We start from the raw sequence: 21,091 nt of genomic DNA, 5'->3' as shown, positions 1-21,091 counted from the left end.
ATGGTGCAATCACTGCACTGCCAAGGCGTCGACATGCGTGTTCTCCTGCTGCTTCTGACATTTCTGCTCGCCGGCCCACTTCAGGCCAACCCCTTTGCCCCCAAGTCGGACTTCCTGCCGGTGGACCAGGCCTTCGTGCTCACCCACGACCGTCTACCCTCCGGTCAGACGCGCCTGTATTTCCAGATCAAGGACGGCTATTACCTCTACCAGAAGCGCCTGAAGTTCGACGGCATTGCGCCCGAGCAACAGCCGCAATTGCCACAGGCACTCAATCATCACGACGAGTTCTTCGGTGACAGCGCGGTGTATCGCACCGAGCTGGAACTGCTGCTGCCTGCCGGTGCCAGTGGCTCGCTGCGCCTGGGTTGGCAAGGCTGCGCCGATGCGGGGTTGTGCTACCCACCCCAGACCACGGTGATCGACCTCGGGGGCCAGGCGGCCGCGTCGCCACCGACCACCGCCCTCGACGACCAAGCCAGCGACCAGTCGCTGGCCAGCAGCCTGCAGGACGCCAGCCTGGCCTGGAGCCTGCTGGCCTTCTTCGGCCTGGGCTTGCTGCTGGCCTTTACGCCCTGCTCGCTGCCGATGCTGCCGATCCTGGCGGGACTGGTCATGGGCAACGGCGCCAGCGCACGGCGCGGGGCAATGTTGGCTGCGGTCTACGTACTGAGCATGGCACTGGTGTACGCCGCGCTGGGCGTGATCGCCGCCCTGCTGGGGGCGAGTGTGCAGGCCTGGCTGCAACAACCCTGGCTGCTGGGTGGCCTGGCCGCGTTGTTCGTGATCCTCGCCCTGCCGATGTTCGGTGCCTTCGAGTTGCAGTTGCCGACCGCCCTGCGCGACCGTCTCGACCGCGCCGGGCGCGGGGCGCGGGGCGGTAACCTGTATGGAGCGGCGCTGCTCGGTGCGCTGTCGGGGCTACTGCTGGGGCCCTGCATGACGGCTCCGCTGGCCGGTGCGCTGCTGTACATCGCGCAGAGCGGCGATGTCGTGCACGGCGCACTGGTGCTGTTCAGCCTGGGGCTGGGCATGGGCGTGCCGCTGCTGTTGCTGGTGACGGTGGGCAACCGCTACCTGCCTCGCCCTGGCGCCTGGATGGATCGGGTCAAAGGGGTATTCGGCTTCGTGTTCCTGGCCATGGCCCTGTATACCGTACGCACCTTGCTCCCCAGCCCGCTGCTGCTGGCGCTGGCCGGGGGCTGGTTGATCGCCCTGGCCTGGGCGGCCTGGCCTGGCTTGCAACGCCTGCCTGCACTGCGCGCCTTGCCATTACTGGGTGGACTGTGGGGAGGGTTGCTGCTGGTCGGCGCTGCGGCGGGCGGTGGCGACCTGTGGCAGCCCTTGCAGCCCTTCGTCGGCACCCCAGCAGGCACCACGGCCAACACGCATCAGGAGCAAGCCCTCACGCTGGACAACCCTCAAGCGCTGCAGCGTGAACTCGACGCCGCCAAGGCCAATCAGCAATGGGTGTTGATCGATTACTACGCCGACTGGTGCGCTTCCTGCAAAGTGATGGACAAGCAAGTGTTCGCTCGCAGCGACGTCCAGGCCAGCCTGGACGATGTACGCATCCTGCGCCTGGATGTCACCGCCGACACCCCGGCCAGCCGCGCATTGTTGCAGCGCTACCAGGTCCCGGGACCACCCACGCTGGTGTGGATCGGCCCGGAGGGCGAGGAACGGCGCCACCGGCGTATCACCGGCGAAGTCGATGCCACCACGTTCCTGCAACACTGGGCCAGGATCAGGAGTGAAGGATGATGCTGACGATAACCCTGGGGCCGCTGACCATGGCCTTGAATCACCTGCTGCTGCTCATGGCGTTGGGTGTCGCCTGCCTGGTCGGCTGGGCGGTGGCGCGCCGGGGCGGGGAAAATCCGGAATCGGCGCTGTTCAATGTGTTCCTGATCGGCGTGCTGTGCGCCCGCCTTGGCTTCGTCCTCCAGTACTGGGCCATGTACCGCGACGATCCGCTGCAGATCATCGACATTCGTGATGGCGGCTTTCAGCTCTGGGGCGGGCTTTTCGGAATCGTCGCCGCCACGCTCTGGCAAGGTCTGCGCCGCCCTGCCCTCCGCCGCCCACTCAGCTGGGCACTGTTCAGCGGCGCGCTGTTCTGGGGGTTGGCGAGTCTGGGCAGCCATCTGTACAGCAAAGGCACCGAGTTGCCGGATCTGGCCCTGCGTAACGCCAGCGGCGAGGCGGTGGCGCTGCACAGCTATCGCGGCAAGCCTCTGGTGATCAACCTCTGGGCCACGTGGTGCCCGCCTTGCCGGAGAGAAATGCCGGTGCTGCAACAGGCACAGAGCGACCATCCCGAGGTGACTTTCCTGTTCGTCAACCAGGGCGAGACGGTCGAGAGTGTCAGCACTTTTCTCGCCACTACCGGGCTGAGCCTGCAACATGTGCTGTTCGATGGCGCCGGACAACTGGCCCAACAGGTCGGCTCGATGGCCCTGCCCACTACCCTGTTCTACGACGCTCACGGTCGCCTGGCTGGCAGCCATCTGGGCGAATTGTCGCGCGCCAGCCTGCTCAATGGCCTTACCACACTCGAACGGCCCGCCAAACCCGACGCTCCCCCTGCACGAGGACAATGACATGCGAATGACCGCTTTGCTGACTTTGATGGTGAGCCTGCTTGCCGCCCCGTTGACCCAGGCAGAATCCTGGCCCGAGCCCATCCGCCAGATGGAGGCCAAGGGTGCCGTGATCAAAGGCAGCTTCGATGCGCCCGACGGCCTGCGTGGCTATGCCGCCGAGTATCACAACAACGGGATTGCCTTGTACCTGACGCCCGATGGCAAGCACGTGCTGGTCGGTAGCCTGTTCGACGAGCAGGGCCAGGACCTGAGCGCCGAACCGCTGGATAAGCTGGTCTACGCCCCGATGAGCAAGGCTATCTGGGCGAAGCTGGAGAACGCCGCCTGGATCGCCGATGGAAAGGCCGACGCACCACGCACCGTCTACCTGTTCAGCGACCCGAACTGCCCCTACTGCAACATGTTCTGGGAACAGGCTCGGCCATGGATCGCCTCGGGCAAGGTGCAACTGCGCCATATCATGGTCGGCATCATTCGGCCGGACAGCCCAGGCAAATCCGCCGCACTGCTGGCCGCCAAGGACCCGGCCAAGGCCCTGCAGGCGCATGAGAGCGCCGGTAAGGCGAGCACGCTGAAGCCGCTGGAAAGCATTCCTGAGTCGGTTCAAGCGCAGCTTACCGCCAATCAGGCGCTGATGGAGGACCTGGGGCTGGGCGCAACACCCGCGATCTTCTACCGCGACGAGCAAGGGCAATTGCAGAGTCAACAAGGTGCTCCGCGCCCGGAAATGCTCGGCAAGATCCTCGGCAAGCGTTGACCTGGTAGATCTGTCAGGTGCGCGGCAACAGGCATTTTCCTAGACTCGCTGCAGTGCAGGATCGTGGCCGAGCGACCGCTGTGCCTTAAGGCGTAAAGATAGGAAAAGCTAATGTTGGATCGCGAAACAGTGCGCCTGCATGCCGATACGCCACAGGTCAGCGTCAGCTCTGCGACCGGTACACGGGTGGCGAGTCTGCGCTTGTTGCGCCAGTCGCACGCTGACACGCCCAGGATCCTGCGCCATCGCACGCACACCGATGAAATCAGCCGCACGGTCCGTGAGTTCGGACCACGGCCCTTGCGCACCTCGGAGGGAGCGCCCACGCTGGCCGACGCCGCCGTCTACCTGGGTCTGGGCGGCCGACCGTTGGCCCTGCACAGTGTCGATGGCGATACGTCGCTAGCGCTCGTCGATGGTGCCGGGCGCCCGTTGTGGACCTGCAATGCCCAGGGCACACGTCACTGGCACGATTACGAGCGCCCCGAACAAGGCGCGCGACGCCACGCGCTGTTCGAGCAAGCGGCGGCGGGCTTGCCGCGCATGCGCGAACGCTTGATTTATGCACCGGTGACCGACGCTCAACGCGCACGCAACAGGGCCGGCGCCGTCATGGAGCATTTCGACGATGCCGGACTGACCCGTACTGTCGCGCTGGCGCTCACCGGACAGCCGCTGGCGCAGCGGCAGTGCCTGTTGCAGGTGCAAGTGGATCAGCCTGACTGGACCGAGGGCCCTGAAGACGATCTCGAGACCGATGTGCATACCGCCCTCTGCGATTACGATGCCACCGGCGAACTGCTCAACCGTACCGACGCCGTCGGCCTGACACGCTCTATCGAACGCGATATCAGTGGCGCCGTCTGTCGCACCTGCCTACGGCAAGGCGATCAGGAAGCCCTGGCGCTGGCCGACGCCACGCGCAGTGCGGACGGCAAGGTCTTAAGGTACGAGTCAGGCAACGGAGTGGTCGATCACTATCGTTACTCGCCGTTGGACCACCGCCTGATCCAACACCGTACCGCGCGCCCGGCCGACCACCCGCTTGGCTATCTGCTGATCAGCGACTTGCATTACCGCTACGACCCGGTCGGTAATCTGCTCGAGCTGGACGATCAGGGCGCTGATCCGCAATGGCATGGCAATCAGCGCACAGACGGTCTGCGCGAGTATGCCTACGACACCCTGTACCGCCTGATCGACGCCAGCGGCCGCGAGCGCACCCCCGTGGCGGGTTACGGGTCACCGGCCTTCGGCGCCGCCGACCGTCAAGGTGGCCGCGTCTGGACACCCTACCGGGAGCACTACGTCTACGACGACGGCGACAACCTGACCACCCTCGTTCACAACGGCGGCAGCGGCCAGCGCTCCCGCCAGTTGCGTGTCTCGACGCACAGCAACCGGGCGCTGCCCGAAGGGCACGGGCTCACCCCAGACACCGGCTTCTTCGCAGGCGGCTTGCAGAAGCAGACGGTCGATGGCCGGGCGCTGACCTGGCGCACCGATAACCAGTTGGCCGAGGTCACGCTGGTGACCCGCGCCCGCGAAGCGATGGATGACCGCGAACAGTATCGCTACGCCGATGGGGGCACCCGACGGCGCAAGATCAACACCGTGCAAGTGGCCGGAGCCGCGCAGACCACTGTGACCACTTACCTCGAAGACTGCGAGTTGCGCATCAGAACACGCGACGGCCAGCCCGCGGCGCAACGCCATGTGCTGATCAGTGAAGCGGAGGGGGTGCGCTGGATACAGGATCGGGTGCACGGCAAGACCTACCTGCGCTACGCCTTCACCGATCATCTGGGTAGCGGCGTGGGTGAAACGGATGAAGCGGGCAACGTCGTATCGCGCGAAGAGTTCGCGCCCTATGGCGAGAGTACCGGCCTGGACGAACACGCCGCGGAAGTCGATGGGCTGAGACGGCGAACCCAGCGGTATGCGGGCAAGGAGCTCGACGCCAGTGGGCTTTATTACTACGGCTGGCGCTATTACCAGGCGGGGTCATGCCGGTGGTTGAGTGCCGATCCGAGCGGGCTGGTGGACGGAGTGAACCTTTACACTGCGAATACCAGCAACCCCCTGCGCTACGCCGATAACGATGGCCGGATTCCAGAGGACACGACGGGTCAAGAGGCCGCCCCGACAAGCACCGAATCGTCTGACTTGTGGGCGCCAGGCCCGTCGTGGCAACAGATAGTTACGCGTATTGCAGTCGCAACGACAGCGCTGAGCTTGCTAAAGAAACTCATCACGATCATTGGCGTTTACCGAGGCGGTCAAGGGTTTCGACATACCACTGAGCAAATCTTCCGCGGCTTGAAATACAGCATGCGCTCGCTCTCATTCAACCTGGACTCCGCTGCGTTCATCACCGGGCTGGCAAGCACGGTATCAGCGACGACGTTAGTGGCCGCTTCTGCGGCGGGGGTGAGTCACGCCACGGCGAACGCCATCGGGAATACCACCGTCGGACTCAGTGTGAGCGAGCAGATTTTTTCCATTCTCGGGCTCCTGAATGACATGCGCCACAACGAGTTCCCCACTATTCAAGACCTGTTTCCCAAAATCGAGATTCCAGAGGACGACCCGGCGGCAGGTGAAGCTTGGATTCACCTCGGCTCACGCGTGCCTACACCAGCACGTGATCAAGATTTCGCATCAGTAAGCACGACTCTGGAAGGCATGCCTGAAGCGCAGACCGTGACAGTCAACATCAACAGCACCAGCCCGGTGAGTATCGGCACCGTGAACGTGATTACCGGAACTCAGAACATCGGCAGGCAGACCGTTATAAACATCACAGACCCAGAGGGCACTGCGCCGAACGCCAGCCTGGTATCCGACCGCTCAGCGCATAGCACGCCCCAGCAATTTCACCGACGCAAGAACATCGCGCCTCGCGATCCGCCCAGGAGACGCGCATCATTTTGAGGGATCGCTCATCAGTCACATGATCCCTCGCGTACGACACGGGCGTCGGGGCAACCTCATGCCCCCTCCAACATCGCCATCAAATCACTCAACCGATCCACCTTGGCCTCATCCAGCGCACTGTCGCGCACCCCTTCGACGTATTGCGCCAATGCCTCCACCGTGCTGCACTCGAACATCGCCCGCAGCGGCACGTTGAGTTGCAGACGCTTCTGCACCCGCGAGGCGATCTGCGTGGCCAGCAGCGAGTGCCCGCCCAGCTCGAAGAAATTGTCGTGTACCCCGACCCGCTCGACCCTGAGCACTTCGGCCCAGATGTCGGCCAAGGTCCGCTCCAGCTCATTGCGCGGCGCCAGATAGTCTTGCTGGTGCTGAGCACCGATCTCGATGGCCGGCAGCGCCTTGCGGTCGAGCTTGCCGTTGGCGTTGTGCGGCAGGCTGTCGAACCAGCCCCAGTGCAGCGGCACCATGTACTCGGGCAGTTCGGCGCGCAGTCGCTGCTTGAGCTGATCGAGCAGCGCGGCATCGGCCGACACGCCCTGATGCGCCACCAGGTAGCCCACCAGATGCTTGCCGTTGGCACCCTCCTGCACGCCGACCGCGACGTCGCGCAGTTCAGGTTGCTCGTGCAGACGCGCTTCGATCTCACCCAGTTCGATGCGGTAGCCGCGAATCTTCACTTGATGATCGATGCGTCCGACATATTCGAGCACGCCATCGGCGCGCCGCCGTGCCAGATCGCCCGTGCGATACAGGCGTTCGCCCGGCGCGCCGTGTGGGTGCGGGATGAATGCCAAGGCCGTGCGGGCCGGATCGCCGACATAGCCGCGACCAACACCCGTGCCAGCCACGCACAGCTCGCCCACCGCGCCCAACGGCACCAGGGTCTGCTCCTCGCCATAGAGGTACAGGCGGTTGTTGTCGGTCGGCGTGCCGATGGGCAGGTAGCTGCCGCGCGTCGATTCGACATCGACGCGGAAGAACGCCACATCGTCCGAGCACTCTGCCGGACCGTAAGCGTTGACCAGACCGATCCCTGAATACCGCGCCAGCCACTGCGCTGCCAGCTCCGGCGGCATCGCTTCGCCTGTAGGCAGCATCCAGCGCAGGCCATCCAGCGCTTGATGATCGTTGGCCAGCATGCCCTGGATCAGCGACGGCACACTTTCCAGCACGGTGATGCCGCGTGACTGCACGTGCGCCAGCAAACCTTGCGGGTCGTGGGCGATGGCATTGGGCACGATCTCGACGCAGGCGCCGAACAGCGGCGCGGCGAGGAACTGCCACACCGAGATGTCGAAGCTCTGCGACGCGGTCTGCGCGATCACGTCGTGCTCGTCCAGGGCCAGGTAAGGCACCTTGCTCAGTTGGTTGTTGAGCATGCCGCGCTGCTCGACCATCACCCCCTTGGGCAAGCCGGTGGAGCCGGAGGTGTAGATGACGTAGGCGAGGTTGTCCGGGGCACTGTAGAGACCTGGATCGTGACTGGCCACCTGACCGGCCTGGACCTCTTCCCACACCAGCAGTTGTGGTCGCGTCACGCTGCCCAGCTCATCGAGCAACTGGCGCGCCTGCTCGGCGCAGGCGGCGCTGCACACCAGCACCGGCGTGCGGCTCAGTTCGACGATGCGCTGCAAACGGACCGACGGCAGGCCCGGATCCAGCGGCAGGTAACCGGCCCCGGCCTTGAAGCTGCCAACGATCATCCCCAGCAGCGGCAAGCCGCGTTCGGCCAGCAGCGCGACCGGCTGATCGATGCCCACGCCAAGCGCCTGAAGCGCGTGCCCCAGGCGGTTGGCTGCCAGATTCAGCCCAGCATAGTCGTAGGACGCTTCCAGGCAGCGCGCGACCGTGCGCTGCGGATGCGCCGCCACCCGCGCCTCGAACAGCGCCACATAACTCTGCTCCAGCGTGTAGGCATGCTCGGTACGGTTGCAGTCCTCGAGCAGGAAGCGCTGTTCTTCGACGCCGAGCAGCGGCAAGGCCTCCATCTGACCATCGAAGCCCTCGACCAGCGCCAGCAGCAGCCGCTTGAACTCGGCCAGCAGGCGCTCGACGGTGGCGTGATCGAAGTAACGCTGGTCGAACGACAGGTGCAGCCCCAGGTCGTCGCCCGGATAGCACACCGCCGTCAGCGGGAAGTTGGTGTGGGTGCGACCGGAATCGGAACTGGCATTGAAGTGCTGGGCATGATCGAGTACGGCGGTCTCGACCGGCGCGTTCTCGAACACGAACAGGCTGTCGAACAGCGGCTGGCCCTTGGGCAGCGCACTGCACTCCTGGATGGCAACCAACGGCAAGTACTCGTATTCGCGCAGTTGCATGTTGCGTTCGAGCAGCCCTTGCAGCCACTGGCGCACGCTCAGGCGCTCGCCGGCAGCGGGCAACTGCACGCGCAAGGCGATGCTGTTGATGAACAGCCCGACCGTGCGCTGCATCTGCGGCAAGCTCACCGGACGACCGGCCACGGTCACCCCGAACAGCACGTCGCGCTCACCGCTGTAGCGCGCCAGCACCAGCGCCCAGGCGGCCTGAGCGAAGGTGTTGACGGTCAACTGGTGGGCCTGGGCCAGTTCGCGCAGACGCGTCCCTTCACTGGCCTGCAGGCGGGTGTAGCAATCACCGACGAGCATGCCGTCACCGGCGTGGTCATGGCGCAGCGGACGGTCGCTGGGAATGGCCGTGGCCCGCTCGAAACCGGCCAGGTTGGCCTGCCACCAGTGACGCGCCTCGTCCAGGTCCTGACGCTGCAGCCAGCCGATGTAGTCGCGGTAACGCGGCGGCACCGGCAACTGCGCCGTGCGGCCTTCACCGAGCGCCTGGTAGAGCTCGAAGAAGTCGTTCATCAGCAGCGAGCGGCACCAGGCATCGATGAGGATGTGGTGGTTGCTCATCATGAACCAATAGCGCGCGTCGGCGACCCGCACCAGGCGCAGATGGAACGGCGCCTCGCGCAGCAACTCGAAACCCGCTTCGCGTTCCTGCTGGTGCAGGGCTTGCAGGCGCGCTTCCTGGGCGGCGTCGTCCAGGTCGCGCCAGTCTTGGTAGTCCAGCGGCGTGTTGCCGGGTTTGTGGATGATCTGCAGCATCGCTTCACCGGCGTTCCAGCTGAACGACGCGCGCAGCGCCTCGTGCCGTGCGACCACGGCCTGCCAGGCCTGGGCGAAACGCGCCGGGTCCAGCTCGCTGTTGATGCGGTAGCGATCCTGCATGTAGTAAATGCCAGTGCCCGGTTCGAGCAAGGTGTGCAACAGCAGCCCCTCCTGCATGGGCGTCAGCGGATAGACATCCTCGATGTCCGCGGCAGGCACCGGCAGCGCGTCGATCTGTTCCTGGGTCAGGCGAGCCAATGGGAAGTCCGACGGCGTGAAGCTGCCATGGCCTTCGACCAGGCAATGCTCGACCAGCGCCAGCAGTTCCTCACGGTAGGCCTCGGCCAGCGCGGCGATGCTGGCCTCGTCGTAGCGTTCGCGGCTGAAGGTCCAGCGCAACTGCAAGGCGCCGCCATAGACCTGGCCATCGACACTCAGCCAGTTCGGCAGTGGTGCCTCCAGGTCATGGGCCAAGCCGGCCGGCGCGTCCAGCGGCTGGAACAGTGCGGCGTCATCGAACTGCTGGTCGAACTGCCCCAGGTAGTTGAAGGTGATGCGCGCCTGCGGCAGTGCAGCCATGCGTTCGCGCAGCGGCGCATCGGCCAGGTAGCGCAGCACGCCGAAGCCCAGCCCCTTGTGCGGCACCTGGCGCAGTTGCTCCTTGATCGCCTTGATCGAGGCAGCGCGAGCGCTGTCGTCATCGCCGAACACCGGGCTCAGGCTCAGCGGATAGGCATTGGTGAACCAGCCGACACTGCGGGTCAGGTCGATGTCTTCGAACAGTCCCTCGCGGCCATGGCCTTCGAGCTGCACCAGCGCGTGCGCTTCGCCGCTCCAGCGGCACAGGGTGCGCGCCAGCGCGGTGAGCAGCAGGTCATTGACCTGCGTACGGTAGGCCGCAGGCGCCTGTTGCAGCAGTTGGCGGGTCTGCTCGCGGTCCAGGGCGATCGCCAGGGTACGGGCATGTCGGTGCAGGTTGCCGCCCTGCGGGTGATCGCACGGCAGTTCGCGCACCACGCCGCTCAACTGGGCGTCCCACCAGTCCAGCTCGTCACGCAGCGAATCGCTGCCGGCGTAATGGCTCAGTCGGGCAGCCCAGTCGCCCGGCGAATGGGTCTTGGCCGGCACACGGTGACCCCGGTACAGCGTCTGCAGGTCTTCGAGCAGCACACGCCAGGACACACCATCGACCACCAGGTGATGGATCGCCAGCAGCAGACGTTGCTGTCCGGCGTCATCGGTGAGCAGCAGACCGCGCAGCAGCGGCCCTGCGGTCAGGTCCAGGCTGCGCTGGGCGTCGTCGTACAGCGCCTGGCAATCGGCGAAATCGGCTACCGTTGCCGTCCACAGCAGCGGCTCAGTGCTGGCAGCGGCGTACTCGCCCTGCCATTGCCCATGCGCCTGGGTGAAGCGCAGGCGCAGGCTGTCGTGGTGCTGCACCAGCGCGGCCAGCGCCGCTTCGAGACGCTCGGCCTGCAACGGCTGGCGCACTTCGAGCAGCAGCGCCTGGTTCCAGTGCTGCGGTTGCGGCACGTCGCTGTCGAAGAACCAGTGCTGGATCGGGGTCAGGCCAATACGGCCCTGGCGAGCGCCCTGCTCCACCTGGGTCGGCGCCGCGCCCTCGGTCACGACCTCGGCCAGGGCCAGGATGGTCTGGTGCTGGAACAGGTCGCGCGGGGTGAACTGCAAGCCCAACTGGCGGGCGCGGCTGACCACCTGGATCGACAGGATCGAATCGCCGCCCAGCTCGAAGAAGTTGTCCTGCACACCGACGCGGGAAACGTTCAACACCTCGCGCCAGACCTGCGCCAATTGCACTTGCCGCGCGGTGGTCGGCGCCAGGTAGTGCTGCCCGGCCTGTTCGAGGTCAGGCGCCGGCAGCGCGCGACGGTCGAGCTTGCCGTTGCCCATCAGCGGCAGGCATTCCAGCAGCACCAGGTGCGCGGGCACCATGTAGTCCGGCAGGTGCTGGCGAGCCTGCACCTTCACGGTTTCGCGCAGGTGCGCCTGGGCTTCACTGCCCGCCGTGGCCTGCGGGCAGACCAGGTAGCCGACCAACTGCTTGCCACCGGGCAGGTCGAGGGCCAGGACAACCGCCTGCTCGACGTCGGGATGGCTTTGCAGGCAGCTTTCGATCTCGCCCAACTCGATGCGGAAACCGCGGATCTTCACCTGCTGGTCGGCGCGACCGATGTATTCCACCAGGCCGTCCGCGCCCAGGCGCACCAGATCGCCGGTGCGATACAGGCGTCCACCGTGATGGCTGAACGGGTCGGCCACGAAACGCTCGGCCGTGAGCCCCGCACGGTCGTGGTAGCCCTGGGCAAGCCCGGCGCCGCCGATGTACAACTCGCCGATACCACCTTGGGGCAACAGCGCCAGGTCTTCGTCGAGGATATACCCGGTGCGCGCACCGACCACACGACCGATCGGCACGCTGCCGGCATCGCTGGGCACTGTCTGCGGCGCCAGACAGGCCAGCGGCATGACGACCGTCTCGGTGGGGCCATAGGCATTGAACACCTGCTGCGGCACGAAGGCCTGGCGGATACGCTGCAGGTGCTCGCCGGTCAGCGCCTCGCCGCCGGTGATCACCAGCCGCACCGGTAGCGCCTCGCCACGGCTGGCGAGGAACTGCGCCAGTTGGCTGCCATAGCTCGGGGTGAAGCCCAGAATGCTCACCCGCTGCTCGCGCGCCAGTTCGCAGATCTCCTCGGCGCCCCACTGCCCTTGCGCACGCAGCACCACCCGGGCGCCGCACAACAGCGGCGTCAGCAGGCGCTCGGTGGCCGCGTCGAAGTTGATCGAATAGAAGTGCAACTCGCAGTCGTCGCTGCGCATGCCGAAGTCAGCGATCACCGCCTGGCAGTGCATGGCGATCTCGCCGTGGCTGACCACCACGCCCTTGGGCTGGCCGGTGGAGCCCGAGGTGTAGATCAGGTAGGCCGAGTGCTGCGCCAGGTTGAGGTTGTCCAGCGCAGCGTCGCTGTGGGCGGACAGCGACGCCGCATCGTCTTCCAGGCTCCAGGTGGCCACGCCTTCGGGCAGCTCGCCGAGGGTAAAGAGCAAGTCGCGCGAGGCGATCAGCAGGCCCAGGCGACTGTCCTGGATCATGTAGTGCAAGCGCTCGAGGGGGTATTCCGGGTCCAGCGGCACATAGGCGCCACCGGCCTTGAGAATCGCCAGCAGCCCCACCACCATCTCCAGCGAGCGCTCCAGCGCCAGGCCGACGCGCACCTGCGGTCCCACCCCACGCTCACGCAAGGCCCGCGCCAGGCGGTTGGCCTGCTGGTCGAGCTCGGCATAGCTCAGGTGCCGACCGGCGAAGGTCAGCGCCAACGCCTGGGGCGCACGCGCGACCTGGGCGGCGAACAAGCCATGCAGCGTTTGGTCGAGGTCGAAGTCCTGCTCGCCTTGCAACTGACCGATCAGCACCTGCTGCTCGGCGTCCGTCAGCATCGGCAACTGACACAGGCGCTGCCGGTCATCGTCGAGCAGCCCGCTCAACAAGTGCTGCAAGTGCTCGGCCATGCGCGCGATGCGCGGTTGGTCGAACAGGTCATGGCTGTAGGTGAAGCAGCAGCCCAGACGACCGTCCAGGTCGGTGACTTCCAGGTACAGGTCGAACTTGGTGGCGCTGGCATCGTTGACCAGATAGTCCACTTGCATGCCGGCCAGGCTGCGGCTTTGCTGGAAGGCCCAGCGCTGGACGTTGCACATCACCTGGAACAGCGGGTTGTAGGCGCTGCTGCGCGGCGGCTGCAGGGCTTCGACCAACTGGTCGAATGGCAAGTCCTGGTGCGACTGGCCGTCGATGACGGTCTGGCGCACCTGGTCGAGCAGTTCGGCAGCGCTCATCTGCCCGTCCAGCTCGCAACGCAGCACCTGGGTGTTGAGGAAGGCGCCGATCAGCCCTTCGCTTTCCGGGCGGATACGGTTGGCCACCGGCGCGCCGATGCGCAGGTCGCGCTGACCGCTGTAGCGGTGCAGCAACACGGCCAGGGTCGCCGTCATGGTCATGAACATCGTCAACCCGCGCTGGCTGTTGAAGGCATGCACCCGCTCGACCAGTGCCGGGTCGAGGTCGAAGCGGTACAGCCCGCCGCGATGACTTTGCACCGCCGGCCGCGGACGATCGGCGGGCAGCGCCAGCACGGGGTGCTCGTCGCCCAGACGGTCTTTCCAATAGGCCAACTGACGCGCGCCCTCACCGGCGTCCAGCCACTGACGCTGCCACAGGCTGTAGTCCAGGTACTGCACCGGTAGCGGCGCCAGGGGCGATTCGCGCTCGTCGACGAAGGCTTCGTAGAGCTCACCCAGTTCGCGGGCGAAGATGTCCATCGCCCAGCCCTCGGTGACGATATGGTGCAGGGTCAGGACGAAGTAATGCTCGCGCGCCTCGGTCTTGACCAGGCACGCTCGCAGCAGCGGGCCACGCTCCAGATCGAAGGGCTGGTGCGCCTGCTCGTCGGCCAGTCGCTGCAAGCGCGGTTGACGGCTGGCCGCCGGCAGCGCGCTGAAGTCCTGCCATTGCAGGCGCAGGCCGGCGTCATCGGCCACGCACTGGTAAGGCTTGCCGTCGATGCTGGGGAAGGTGGTGCGCAGGGTTTCGTGACGCGCGACCAGCGCCTGCAAGGCCCGCTCGAAGGCGTCCACGTGCAAGGCTCCGCGCAAGCGCGCCATGCCGCCGACGTTGTACGCGGGGCTGTCCGGCTCCATCTGCCAGAGGAACCACATGCGCTGCTGGGAGTACGACAGTGGCACGGCCTGGCGGCGATCGACACGGGCGATCGGCCCCTGCAGGTTGCGTCCGCCTGCCGCCTGGATGCGCGCGATCTCGGCGCAGAATGCACCCAGCTCGCTGGCCTCGAACAGGCTCTTGAGCGGCAGCTCGACATCGCAGGCCTGGCGGCAGCGCGAGACGATCTGGGTGGCCAGCAGCGAATGGCCGCCGAGGGCGAAAAAGTCGTCCTGCAGACCGACCTGCGGCAGGTTCAGCACCTCGCGCCAGACCGCCGCCACTTGCCGTTGCAGTGCGCTGTGCGGCTCGACGTGCGCGTGCTGCTGCCAGACCGGCGCCGGCAGGGCCCGCCGGTCGATCTTGCCGCTCGGCCCCAGCGGCATCTGCGCCAGGTGGATCAATTGGGCGGGCACCATGTACGCCGGCAGGTGCTGACTCAGGTGGGCCAGCAGCGCGTCACTGCATTCGACACCACTGTAGTAACCGATCAGTTGCGCGCCGACGGCATCCTGGTGAATCAACACCAGCGCCTGATCCACGCCGGGCTGGGCCAGCAACCGTGCCTGCACTTCCTCAGGCTCGACGCGGAACCCGCGTACCTTCACCTGCTGGTCGAGGCGTCCGAGGTAGTCCAGCGCGCCACTGTCCAGCCGCCAGCGGGCGCGGTCGCCGCTGCGGTACAGGCGCTGGCCATCGCCATCGGGCTGGGGCACGAAGCGCTCGGCGGTCAGCCCTGGACGGCCCAGGTAGCCGCGGGCCAGGCCCGCACCGCCCAGGCACAGCTCGCCGGGCACGCCGAGGGCGGTCGGCTCGAACTGATCGTCCAGCACCCGGCACAGCACATTGCCCAGCGGCCGACCGATGGGCGAGCGCTCGCCGTCTTCGCGCCGGCTGTGCCAGTGGGTGACGTTGATCGCAGTCTCGGTCGGCCCATAGCGGTTATGCACCTGCACCCGTGGCAACAGCGCCAGGGCACGGTCACGCAGGCTGGCGGGCAATGCCTCGCCCCCGGAGAACAACCGGCGCAGAGAGGTGCAGCCGGCCGCCAGAGGTTCCTGAACGAACACCTGCAACAGCGGCGGCACGAAGTGCAGCGTGGTCACCCCATGCTGCTGCACCAGCTCGGCGATACGGCGCGGGTCGCGGTGCTCGCCGGGGCCGGCCAGCACCAGACGGCAGCCCGTGACCAGCGGCCAGAAGCATTCCCACACCGACACGTCGAAACTGATCGGCGCCTTCTGCATCAGCACATCGCTGGCATCGAGGGCGTAGGTGGCCTGCATCCAGCCCAGCCGTTCGGCCAGCGCTGCATGGGTATTGCCCACACCCTTGGGGCGACCGGTGGAACCGGAGGTATAGATGACGTAGGCCAGATGCTCGCCTTCCAGGTGCAGACCCGGCGCCTGGTTCGGCCAGTTGTCCAAGTGCAACTGGTCCAGGGCGATGGTGCTGACGCCATCCACCTGCGGCAGGCGTTCGCGCAGATGACTCTGGCTCAGCAGCAGACTCGCGCCGCAATCGGCCAGCATGTAGGCCAGGCGTTCGGCCGGGTAATCGACGTCAAGCGGCACGTAGGCACCACCGGCCTTGAGGATCGCCAGCAGGCCGATCAGCAACTGCGGCGAGCGTTCCACAGCGATGGCCACGCAGGTGTCGGGGCCGACGCCTTTGTCGCGCAGGTAATGGGCCAGGCGGTTGGCCTGCTGGTGCAGGCTGGCGTAGTCCAGTTCACCGCCCTCCCAGACCAGGGCAATGCGCTCGGGGGTCAGGCGGGCCTGTTCGTTGAGTCGTTCGACCAACAGAGCTGCCGGCGCTTGGCACGGCGCCTGCCCCCAGGCGAGCAGTTGGGCGTTGTCGGCCTCATCGAGCAGGCGCACCTCGCCGATGGGCAGGCTCGGCTGGGCACACACCTGTTCCAGCAGCGCCAGCAGGTGCTGCGCCAGACGCTCGACGGTACTCGCGTCGAACAGCTCGGCAGCGTAGTCGAAGGCCAGCGACAGGCGGCCTTGGTGGTCCTGTTCGCTGTGCAACTGCAGGTCGAACTTGGCCTCGCGGCTGTGCCAGGGCAACTCATCGGCCAGCAGGCCAGGCAGACGACGCAGGGCCGACAGATCGCGCTGCTGGTGATTGAACATGACTTGGAACAGGCCCTGCTCGCGGGCCTGAGGCAATGCTTCGAGCAGTTGCTCGAACGGCAGATCCTGATTGGCCTGGGCATCGAGGGTGCGGGTGCGGACCTGCGCCAGCAACTGGTCGAATGCGGTGCGCCCATCGAGCTCGGCGCGCAGCACCTGGGTGTTGATGAAGAAGCCGACCAGGCCCTGGGTGTCCAGGCGCGGACGGTTGGCATTGGGCACCCCGACGCGGATGTCGGTTTGGCCGGTGTAGCGCTGCAGCAGCGCCTGCCAGCCGGCCAGCAGCACCATGAACAGGCTCGCCTGATGATCGCGCCCCAGGCCTTCGAGCGCCTGGGCCAGCGCATTGGGCACCTTCACGGTCAAGCGCGCGGCATGCTGTTCACGTTGCGCCGAGCGGGGATGGTCGGTGCACAGGTCGAGCACCGGCGGCTGCTCGCCCAACTGCTCGGTCCAGAACTGCAACTGACGTGCGCCCTCGCCTTGCGCCAGCCACTGGCGCTGCCAGGTGCCGTAGTCGGCATACCCCAGTGGCAAGGGCGCCAGGTGCACGGGTTGACCCTGGCAGTGACCCGCGTACAGGCGGGCGAACTCGTCGAGCAGGATATTCAACGACCAGCCATCGGCGACGATGTGGTGCAAGGTCATCCAGAGCTGATGCTCGTCATCGGCCAGGCGCACCAGGGTCACCCGCAACAGCGGTCCTCGACCCAGGTCGAAGGGCTGAACGGCCTCGTGCTCACGGCGGCTGGCCACTTCACTGGCCGGCAGCCCTTCACAGTCCAGGTGCTGCAGGCTGAACTCGACCTGCGGCTGCACCTGTTGCAATGCCTGACCATCGACTTCGCTGAAGCGCGTGCGCAGTGCTTCGTGACGATCGACCAGCGCCTGGAAGCTCGCCTGCACGGCAGCCGGATCCAGCTCGCCACGCAGACGCAGCCCGGCCGGGATGTTGTAGGCCGCCGACTCGGGCGCCAGTTGCCACAGCAACCACAAGCGGTTCTGCGCCAGCGACTGTGGCAGGGGCTGGGCGCGGTCGAGGGCGGCAATGGCGCCGCTGCCCTGCTCGCCGGACGCCAGCAGTGCCGCCACCGCTGCGCTGTAGTCGGCCAGCACCGGGGCTTCGAACAGGGTCCGCAGACTCAGCGTCACGCCCAGTTCCTCGGACAGCCGCGCCGTGACCTGGGTGGCCGCGATGGAGTTGCCGCCCAACAGCAGGAAATGATCATCCGCCGCGACCGACTCGACGCCCAGCTGTTCGCGCCACACCTCAGCGATGCGGGCGTGCAGGGTGTCGAGGGTCGCTGCTGGTGTGCTCGCAGTCGGCGTGTCCGGGAAGCGGGCGTAGCAATCCAGGCTGCCGTCGTGCAGGCGCTGACGGCACGCCGAACGCTGCAACTTGCCGCTGGAGGTCTTGGGCAGCGCGCCCGGGTTGAGCAGCAATACCACGGCCGGTGCCTGGCGGCAGGCGTCGGCGACCACCTGGCGCAGGGTCTTTATCAGTACCTCAGGCGCCACGGCCTTCTGCACGTTGCGACTGATCTCTACCGCTACGCCAATGGCTTCCTCGCCGTTGTCGTCCACCGCGAACACCGCCACCCGGCCTTTGCGCAGACCCTCGACGGCTGTTTCGAGGGTTTTCTCCAGGTCCTGCGGATACAGGTTCTGACCGCGCACGATCAGCATGTCCTTCAGGCGTCCGCTGACGAACAGCTCGCCGGCGCGCATGAAACCCAGGTCGCCAGTGCGCAGCCAGGTCTGGCCATCCTGCTCGACGAAGGTGCGCGCGCTGGCCTCGGGGTTGCGCCAGTAGCCCCGGGCGATGCTCGGGCCTGTCGCCCAGATTTCGCCCACCTGGCCGTCGTCCAGGAGGGCCATTTGCTGCGGTTCGACGATACGCACGGCATGACCTGGCTGCGGGTAACCGCAACTCATCAGCACGCTGCCTGTGCCCGGTTCGGCGCGGTGGGCGGCGAAGGCGTCGGCATCCAGCGCCAATGCCGCAATGCCCTGACCGCGTCGGCTGCCACTGACGAACAGGGTCGCCTCGGCCAGCCCGTAGCTGGCGAAGAAACTGCTCGGCTGGAAACCGCAGGCGGCGAATTTGTCGGCGAAGGTTTCGAGGCTGTCCTGGCGAATCGGCTCGGAACCGGAGTAAGCCACGCGCCAGCGACTGAGGTCGAGCCCGGCCAAGGCGGCTTCGCTGACCCGCTCGCAGCACAGGCGATAGGCGAAGTCGGGGCCGCCGCTGATGGTGCCGCCGTAGTCGCTGATCGCCTGCAACCAGCGCAGCGGCCGGGCCAGGAAGTAGCCGGGCGACATCAGCACACAGGGCACACCACTGAAGATCGGCTGCAGCAGACCGCCGATCAGGCCCATGTCGTGGTACAGCGGCAACCAACTGACGATCACGTCATCGGGGTTGAGGTCGATGCCGAAGCCGTGGCGGATCAGTTGTTCGTTGGCAACCAGATTGCCATGGCTGACCTGCACGCCCTTGGGCAACGCGGTGGAGCCGGAGGTGTACTGGAGGAAGGCGATATCGTCGCTGGACAACGTCGGTGCCTGCCAGGTGGCGGCGAGGTCCGCCGCGAGCGTGTCGACCGCCAGCAGCGCCGGGGCATCCTGCGCGGACAATGCCTCGAGCCCGCGCAGGCTGTCGTGCAGGCTCTGCACGGTCAGCAACAGGCGCGGCTGGGCGTCGTCGATGATCGACAGCAGGCGCTGCTGATGATGCTGGCGCGAGGACTCCGGCGGATAGGCCGGCACGGCGATCACCCCGGCGTACAGGCATCCGAAGAACGCCGCGACGTAGTCCGGGCCGCTGGGAAACAGCAGGATCGCCCGGTCGCCCAGGCTCGCGCGGGCCTGCAGCGCCGCCGCGATGGTGCGTGCCCGCAGGTCCAGCTCACGGTAGCTGAGCACCGCCTGGTCGCTCGGATCGTCGGCGAGAAAGCGCAGGGCGATCCGGTCCGGGGTGGCCGCAGCGCGTTGCGCCAGGGCCTGGACCAGCGTGAGCGGGAGTTCGAAGGCGTCCGTCATGGAATGTTCCTGCCAGTGTCTGGGTGGGGCGAGCCGGGGCCGGGCCCGGTGCTGGGGGCACGACGGGCGGCGGCAGGCGGCGGCTGGATGTACACAGGGGAACGGATGGGCAGTGGAAATAATTAGAAACGTCGCAAGGTGTTCAAGCCACCTTCACAGAGCGGTCACGCGCGCAATTCAGCTTAGATCGAGAGCGAATAGAGACTCACTCACTTCTGTATTTGACAATCATTATCATTACGAATAGTTTGTCGCACGTTGCAGGGAGCACGCTTTCACGTTGTGCACCCTTTTCCTTTAGAGACAAGGTGATTTCCATGGCGGAACAACTATCCACAAGTAAGTGCGATTCACCACTGCTCCAGGCCTTCGTCGACAACCGCAGCATCCTCGTGAAGATCGCCGCCCGCATCACCGGGTGCCGCTCGCGCGCCGAGGATGTGGTGCAGGACGCCTTCTTCCGGCTCGGTTCCGCGCCGCAGATCACGTCGTCGTTCAAGGCCCAGCTCAGCTATCTGTTCCAGATCGTGCGCAACCTGGCCATCGACCACTATCGCAAGCAGGCCATGGAGCTCAGGTACTCGGGCAGCGAGGAAGAGGGTCTGAACGTGGTGATCCAGAATGCTTCGCCAGAGGCCACCCACATCAACCTGGCCACCCTGGAGCACATCGCCGAGTCGCTCAACGAACTGCCCAAGCGCACCCGCTACGCCTTCGAGATGTACCGCCTGCACGGCGTGCCGCAGAAGGACATCGCCAAGGAGCTCGGGGTCTCGCCGACGCTGGTCAACTTCATGATCCGCGATGCCCTGATCCATTGCCGCAAGAACAGCCGCCAGGGCTGAGCGTCAAGGCCGCGGCGCCTGCACGGTGATGCGGTAGGGATCGAACAGTGCAGCCAAGGTGCCGCGCTCGCGCAGGCGTTGCATCAGTTGCGCGAACGCCTCGGCACTGATCGGCGCACCGGGGCGCAGCAGCGCGTAGTGATGGTAGACCTGATCGACACGTTGCGAAGCCAGCAACTCGGTGGCCTTGGCCGGATTGCGCTTGAGGTAGTCGCTCAGGTAGGAGCGCGTCACCAGCGCAATGTCGACGCGACCGTGCTGGACCATCGACAGGTTACTGTCGTGGGAGTAGGTGAGATTGGCCTGATAAGCCTTCTTCAGGTAATCCGGGTCGGCATTGAAGTCGGCGAACGCATAGTGATAGCCGCTGAACAGCGCCAGGCGCTTGCCCGCCAGTTCGTCGAAGTACGGCTGGTCGCGTCCCGGCTGGCGACGGGCAACGAACACCTCGGCATCCTCCAGCCCCATGTCCACGGCGCTGTGCGGGATCTGCTGCCAACCCCACTGCGGGTTTTCGAAGATCGCCATGTCGGTGCGGCCCTGCTGGAAGTCGCCGAAGCGCCGTGGGATCGAAGTCGGCACCAGGACGAAGCGGTAACCGGCCTGTAGTTGGTTGAGCGCCTCGGCCAGTTGCGGGAGCAGCCCGGTGTCGGCGCCCTGCTCCGGGCGCACCGTGTAGGGCGGGAAATGCGCTGCGCCGATGCGCACTTCGATCACCTCGGCAGCGTGGACTGCCCCGCCCACGCACAGTGCAGCGAGCATCAGCAACGATGGCAGGGCCTTGAGGCCGGGCAGAGGAATCACGGGAGACGCTCGATCACAGGGTGTTGACTTGGAAACGCCTAAGCTAGGCGTTTTCCCATCAGGGCACAACCGCTGCTTGCGCCAAAGTAGCGGCAATCTGCCAGGGGATGCCGTAAGGGTCGAGGATTGGCTACG

General features: G+C 66.2%; 7 protein-coding genes. 5 read left to right on the top strand and 2 right to left on the bottom strand.

Annotation, left to right across the window (positions count from 1 at the left end):
• Window positions 1-33: 33 nt before the first annotated feature.
• From dsbD to ACK2SD_RS09255, 4 genes are all read left to right on the top strand, one after another.
• Window positions 34-1,764 (top strand): protein-disulfide reductase DsbD, encoded by a 1,731-nt coding sequence (gene dsbD / locus ACK2SD_RS09270; RefSeq protein ID WP_412461943.1) that lies wholly within the window; start codon window positions 34-36, stop codon window positions 1,762-1,764.
• Complete coding sequence (locus ACK2SD_RS09265) at window positions 1,764-2,603, top strand: prolipoprotein diacylglyceryl transferase family protein (protein WP_412462291.1); 840 nt, start codon at window positions 1,764-1,766, stop codon at window positions 2,601-2,603. Before dsbD ends, ACK2SD_RS09265 begins: the two co-directional genes overlap by 1 nt.
• Before the next feature lies 1 nt (window position 2,604).
• Complete coding sequence (dsbG, locus tag ACK2SD_RS09260; protein WP_412461942.1) at window positions 2,605-3,363, top strand: thiol:disulfide interchange protein DsbG; 759 nt, start codon at window positions 2,605-2,607, stop codon at window positions 3,361-3,363.
• A gap of 111 nt (window positions 3,364-3,474) precedes the next feature.
• On the top strand, window positions 3,475-6,297 hold the full coding sequence (locus ACK2SD_RS09255; protein ID WP_412461941.1) for an RHS repeat-associated core domain-containing protein: 2,823 nt from the start codon (window positions 3,475-3,477) through the stop codon (window positions 6,295-6,297).
• A 56-nt stretch (window positions 6,298-6,353) separates the two neighbouring features.
• Here the strand turns inward: ACK2SD_RS09255 and ACK2SD_RS09250 are convergent, their stop codons facing one another.
• Window positions 6,354-19,307 carry a non-ribosomal peptide synthetase gene (locus ACK2SD_RS09250; RefSeq protein ID WP_412461940.1) on the bottom strand — a complete coding sequence of 4,318 codons (12,954 nt, stop codon included), beginning with the start codon at window positions 19,305-19,307 and terminating at the stop codon, window positions 6,354-6,356.
• 317 nt (window positions 19,308-19,624) lie between these two features.
• On the opposite strand from ACK2SD_RS09250, the gene ACK2SD_RS09245 reads away from it, so the two are divergent.
• Entirely contained in the window at window positions 19,625-20,152 is a 528-nt protein-coding gene (locus ACK2SD_RS09245) for an RNA polymerase factor sigma-70 (RefSeq protein ID WP_029615047.1), read from the top strand.
• 3 nt (window positions 20,153-20,155) lie between these two features.
• Here the strand turns inward: ACK2SD_RS09245 and ACK2SD_RS09240 are convergent, their stop codons facing one another.
• Window positions 20,156-20,956, bottom strand: a complete 801-nt coding sequence (locus tag ACK2SD_RS09240) for a substrate-binding periplasmic protein (RefSeq protein ID WP_295482188.1) — start codon at window positions 20,954-20,956, stop codon at window positions 20,156-20,158.
• Between the last annotated feature and the right edge of the window lie 135 nt (window positions 20,957-21,091).

The organism is Pseudomonas sp. SC11 (assembly GCF_047039205.1).
Classification (GTDB): Bacteria; Pseudomonadota; Gammaproteobacteria; order Pseudomonadales; family Pseudomonadaceae; genus Aquipseudomonas; species Aquipseudomonas boreofloridensis.
Note: the sequence above shows the minus strand (reverse complement) of the source record. Positions and strands in the feature narration are given on the sequence as shown.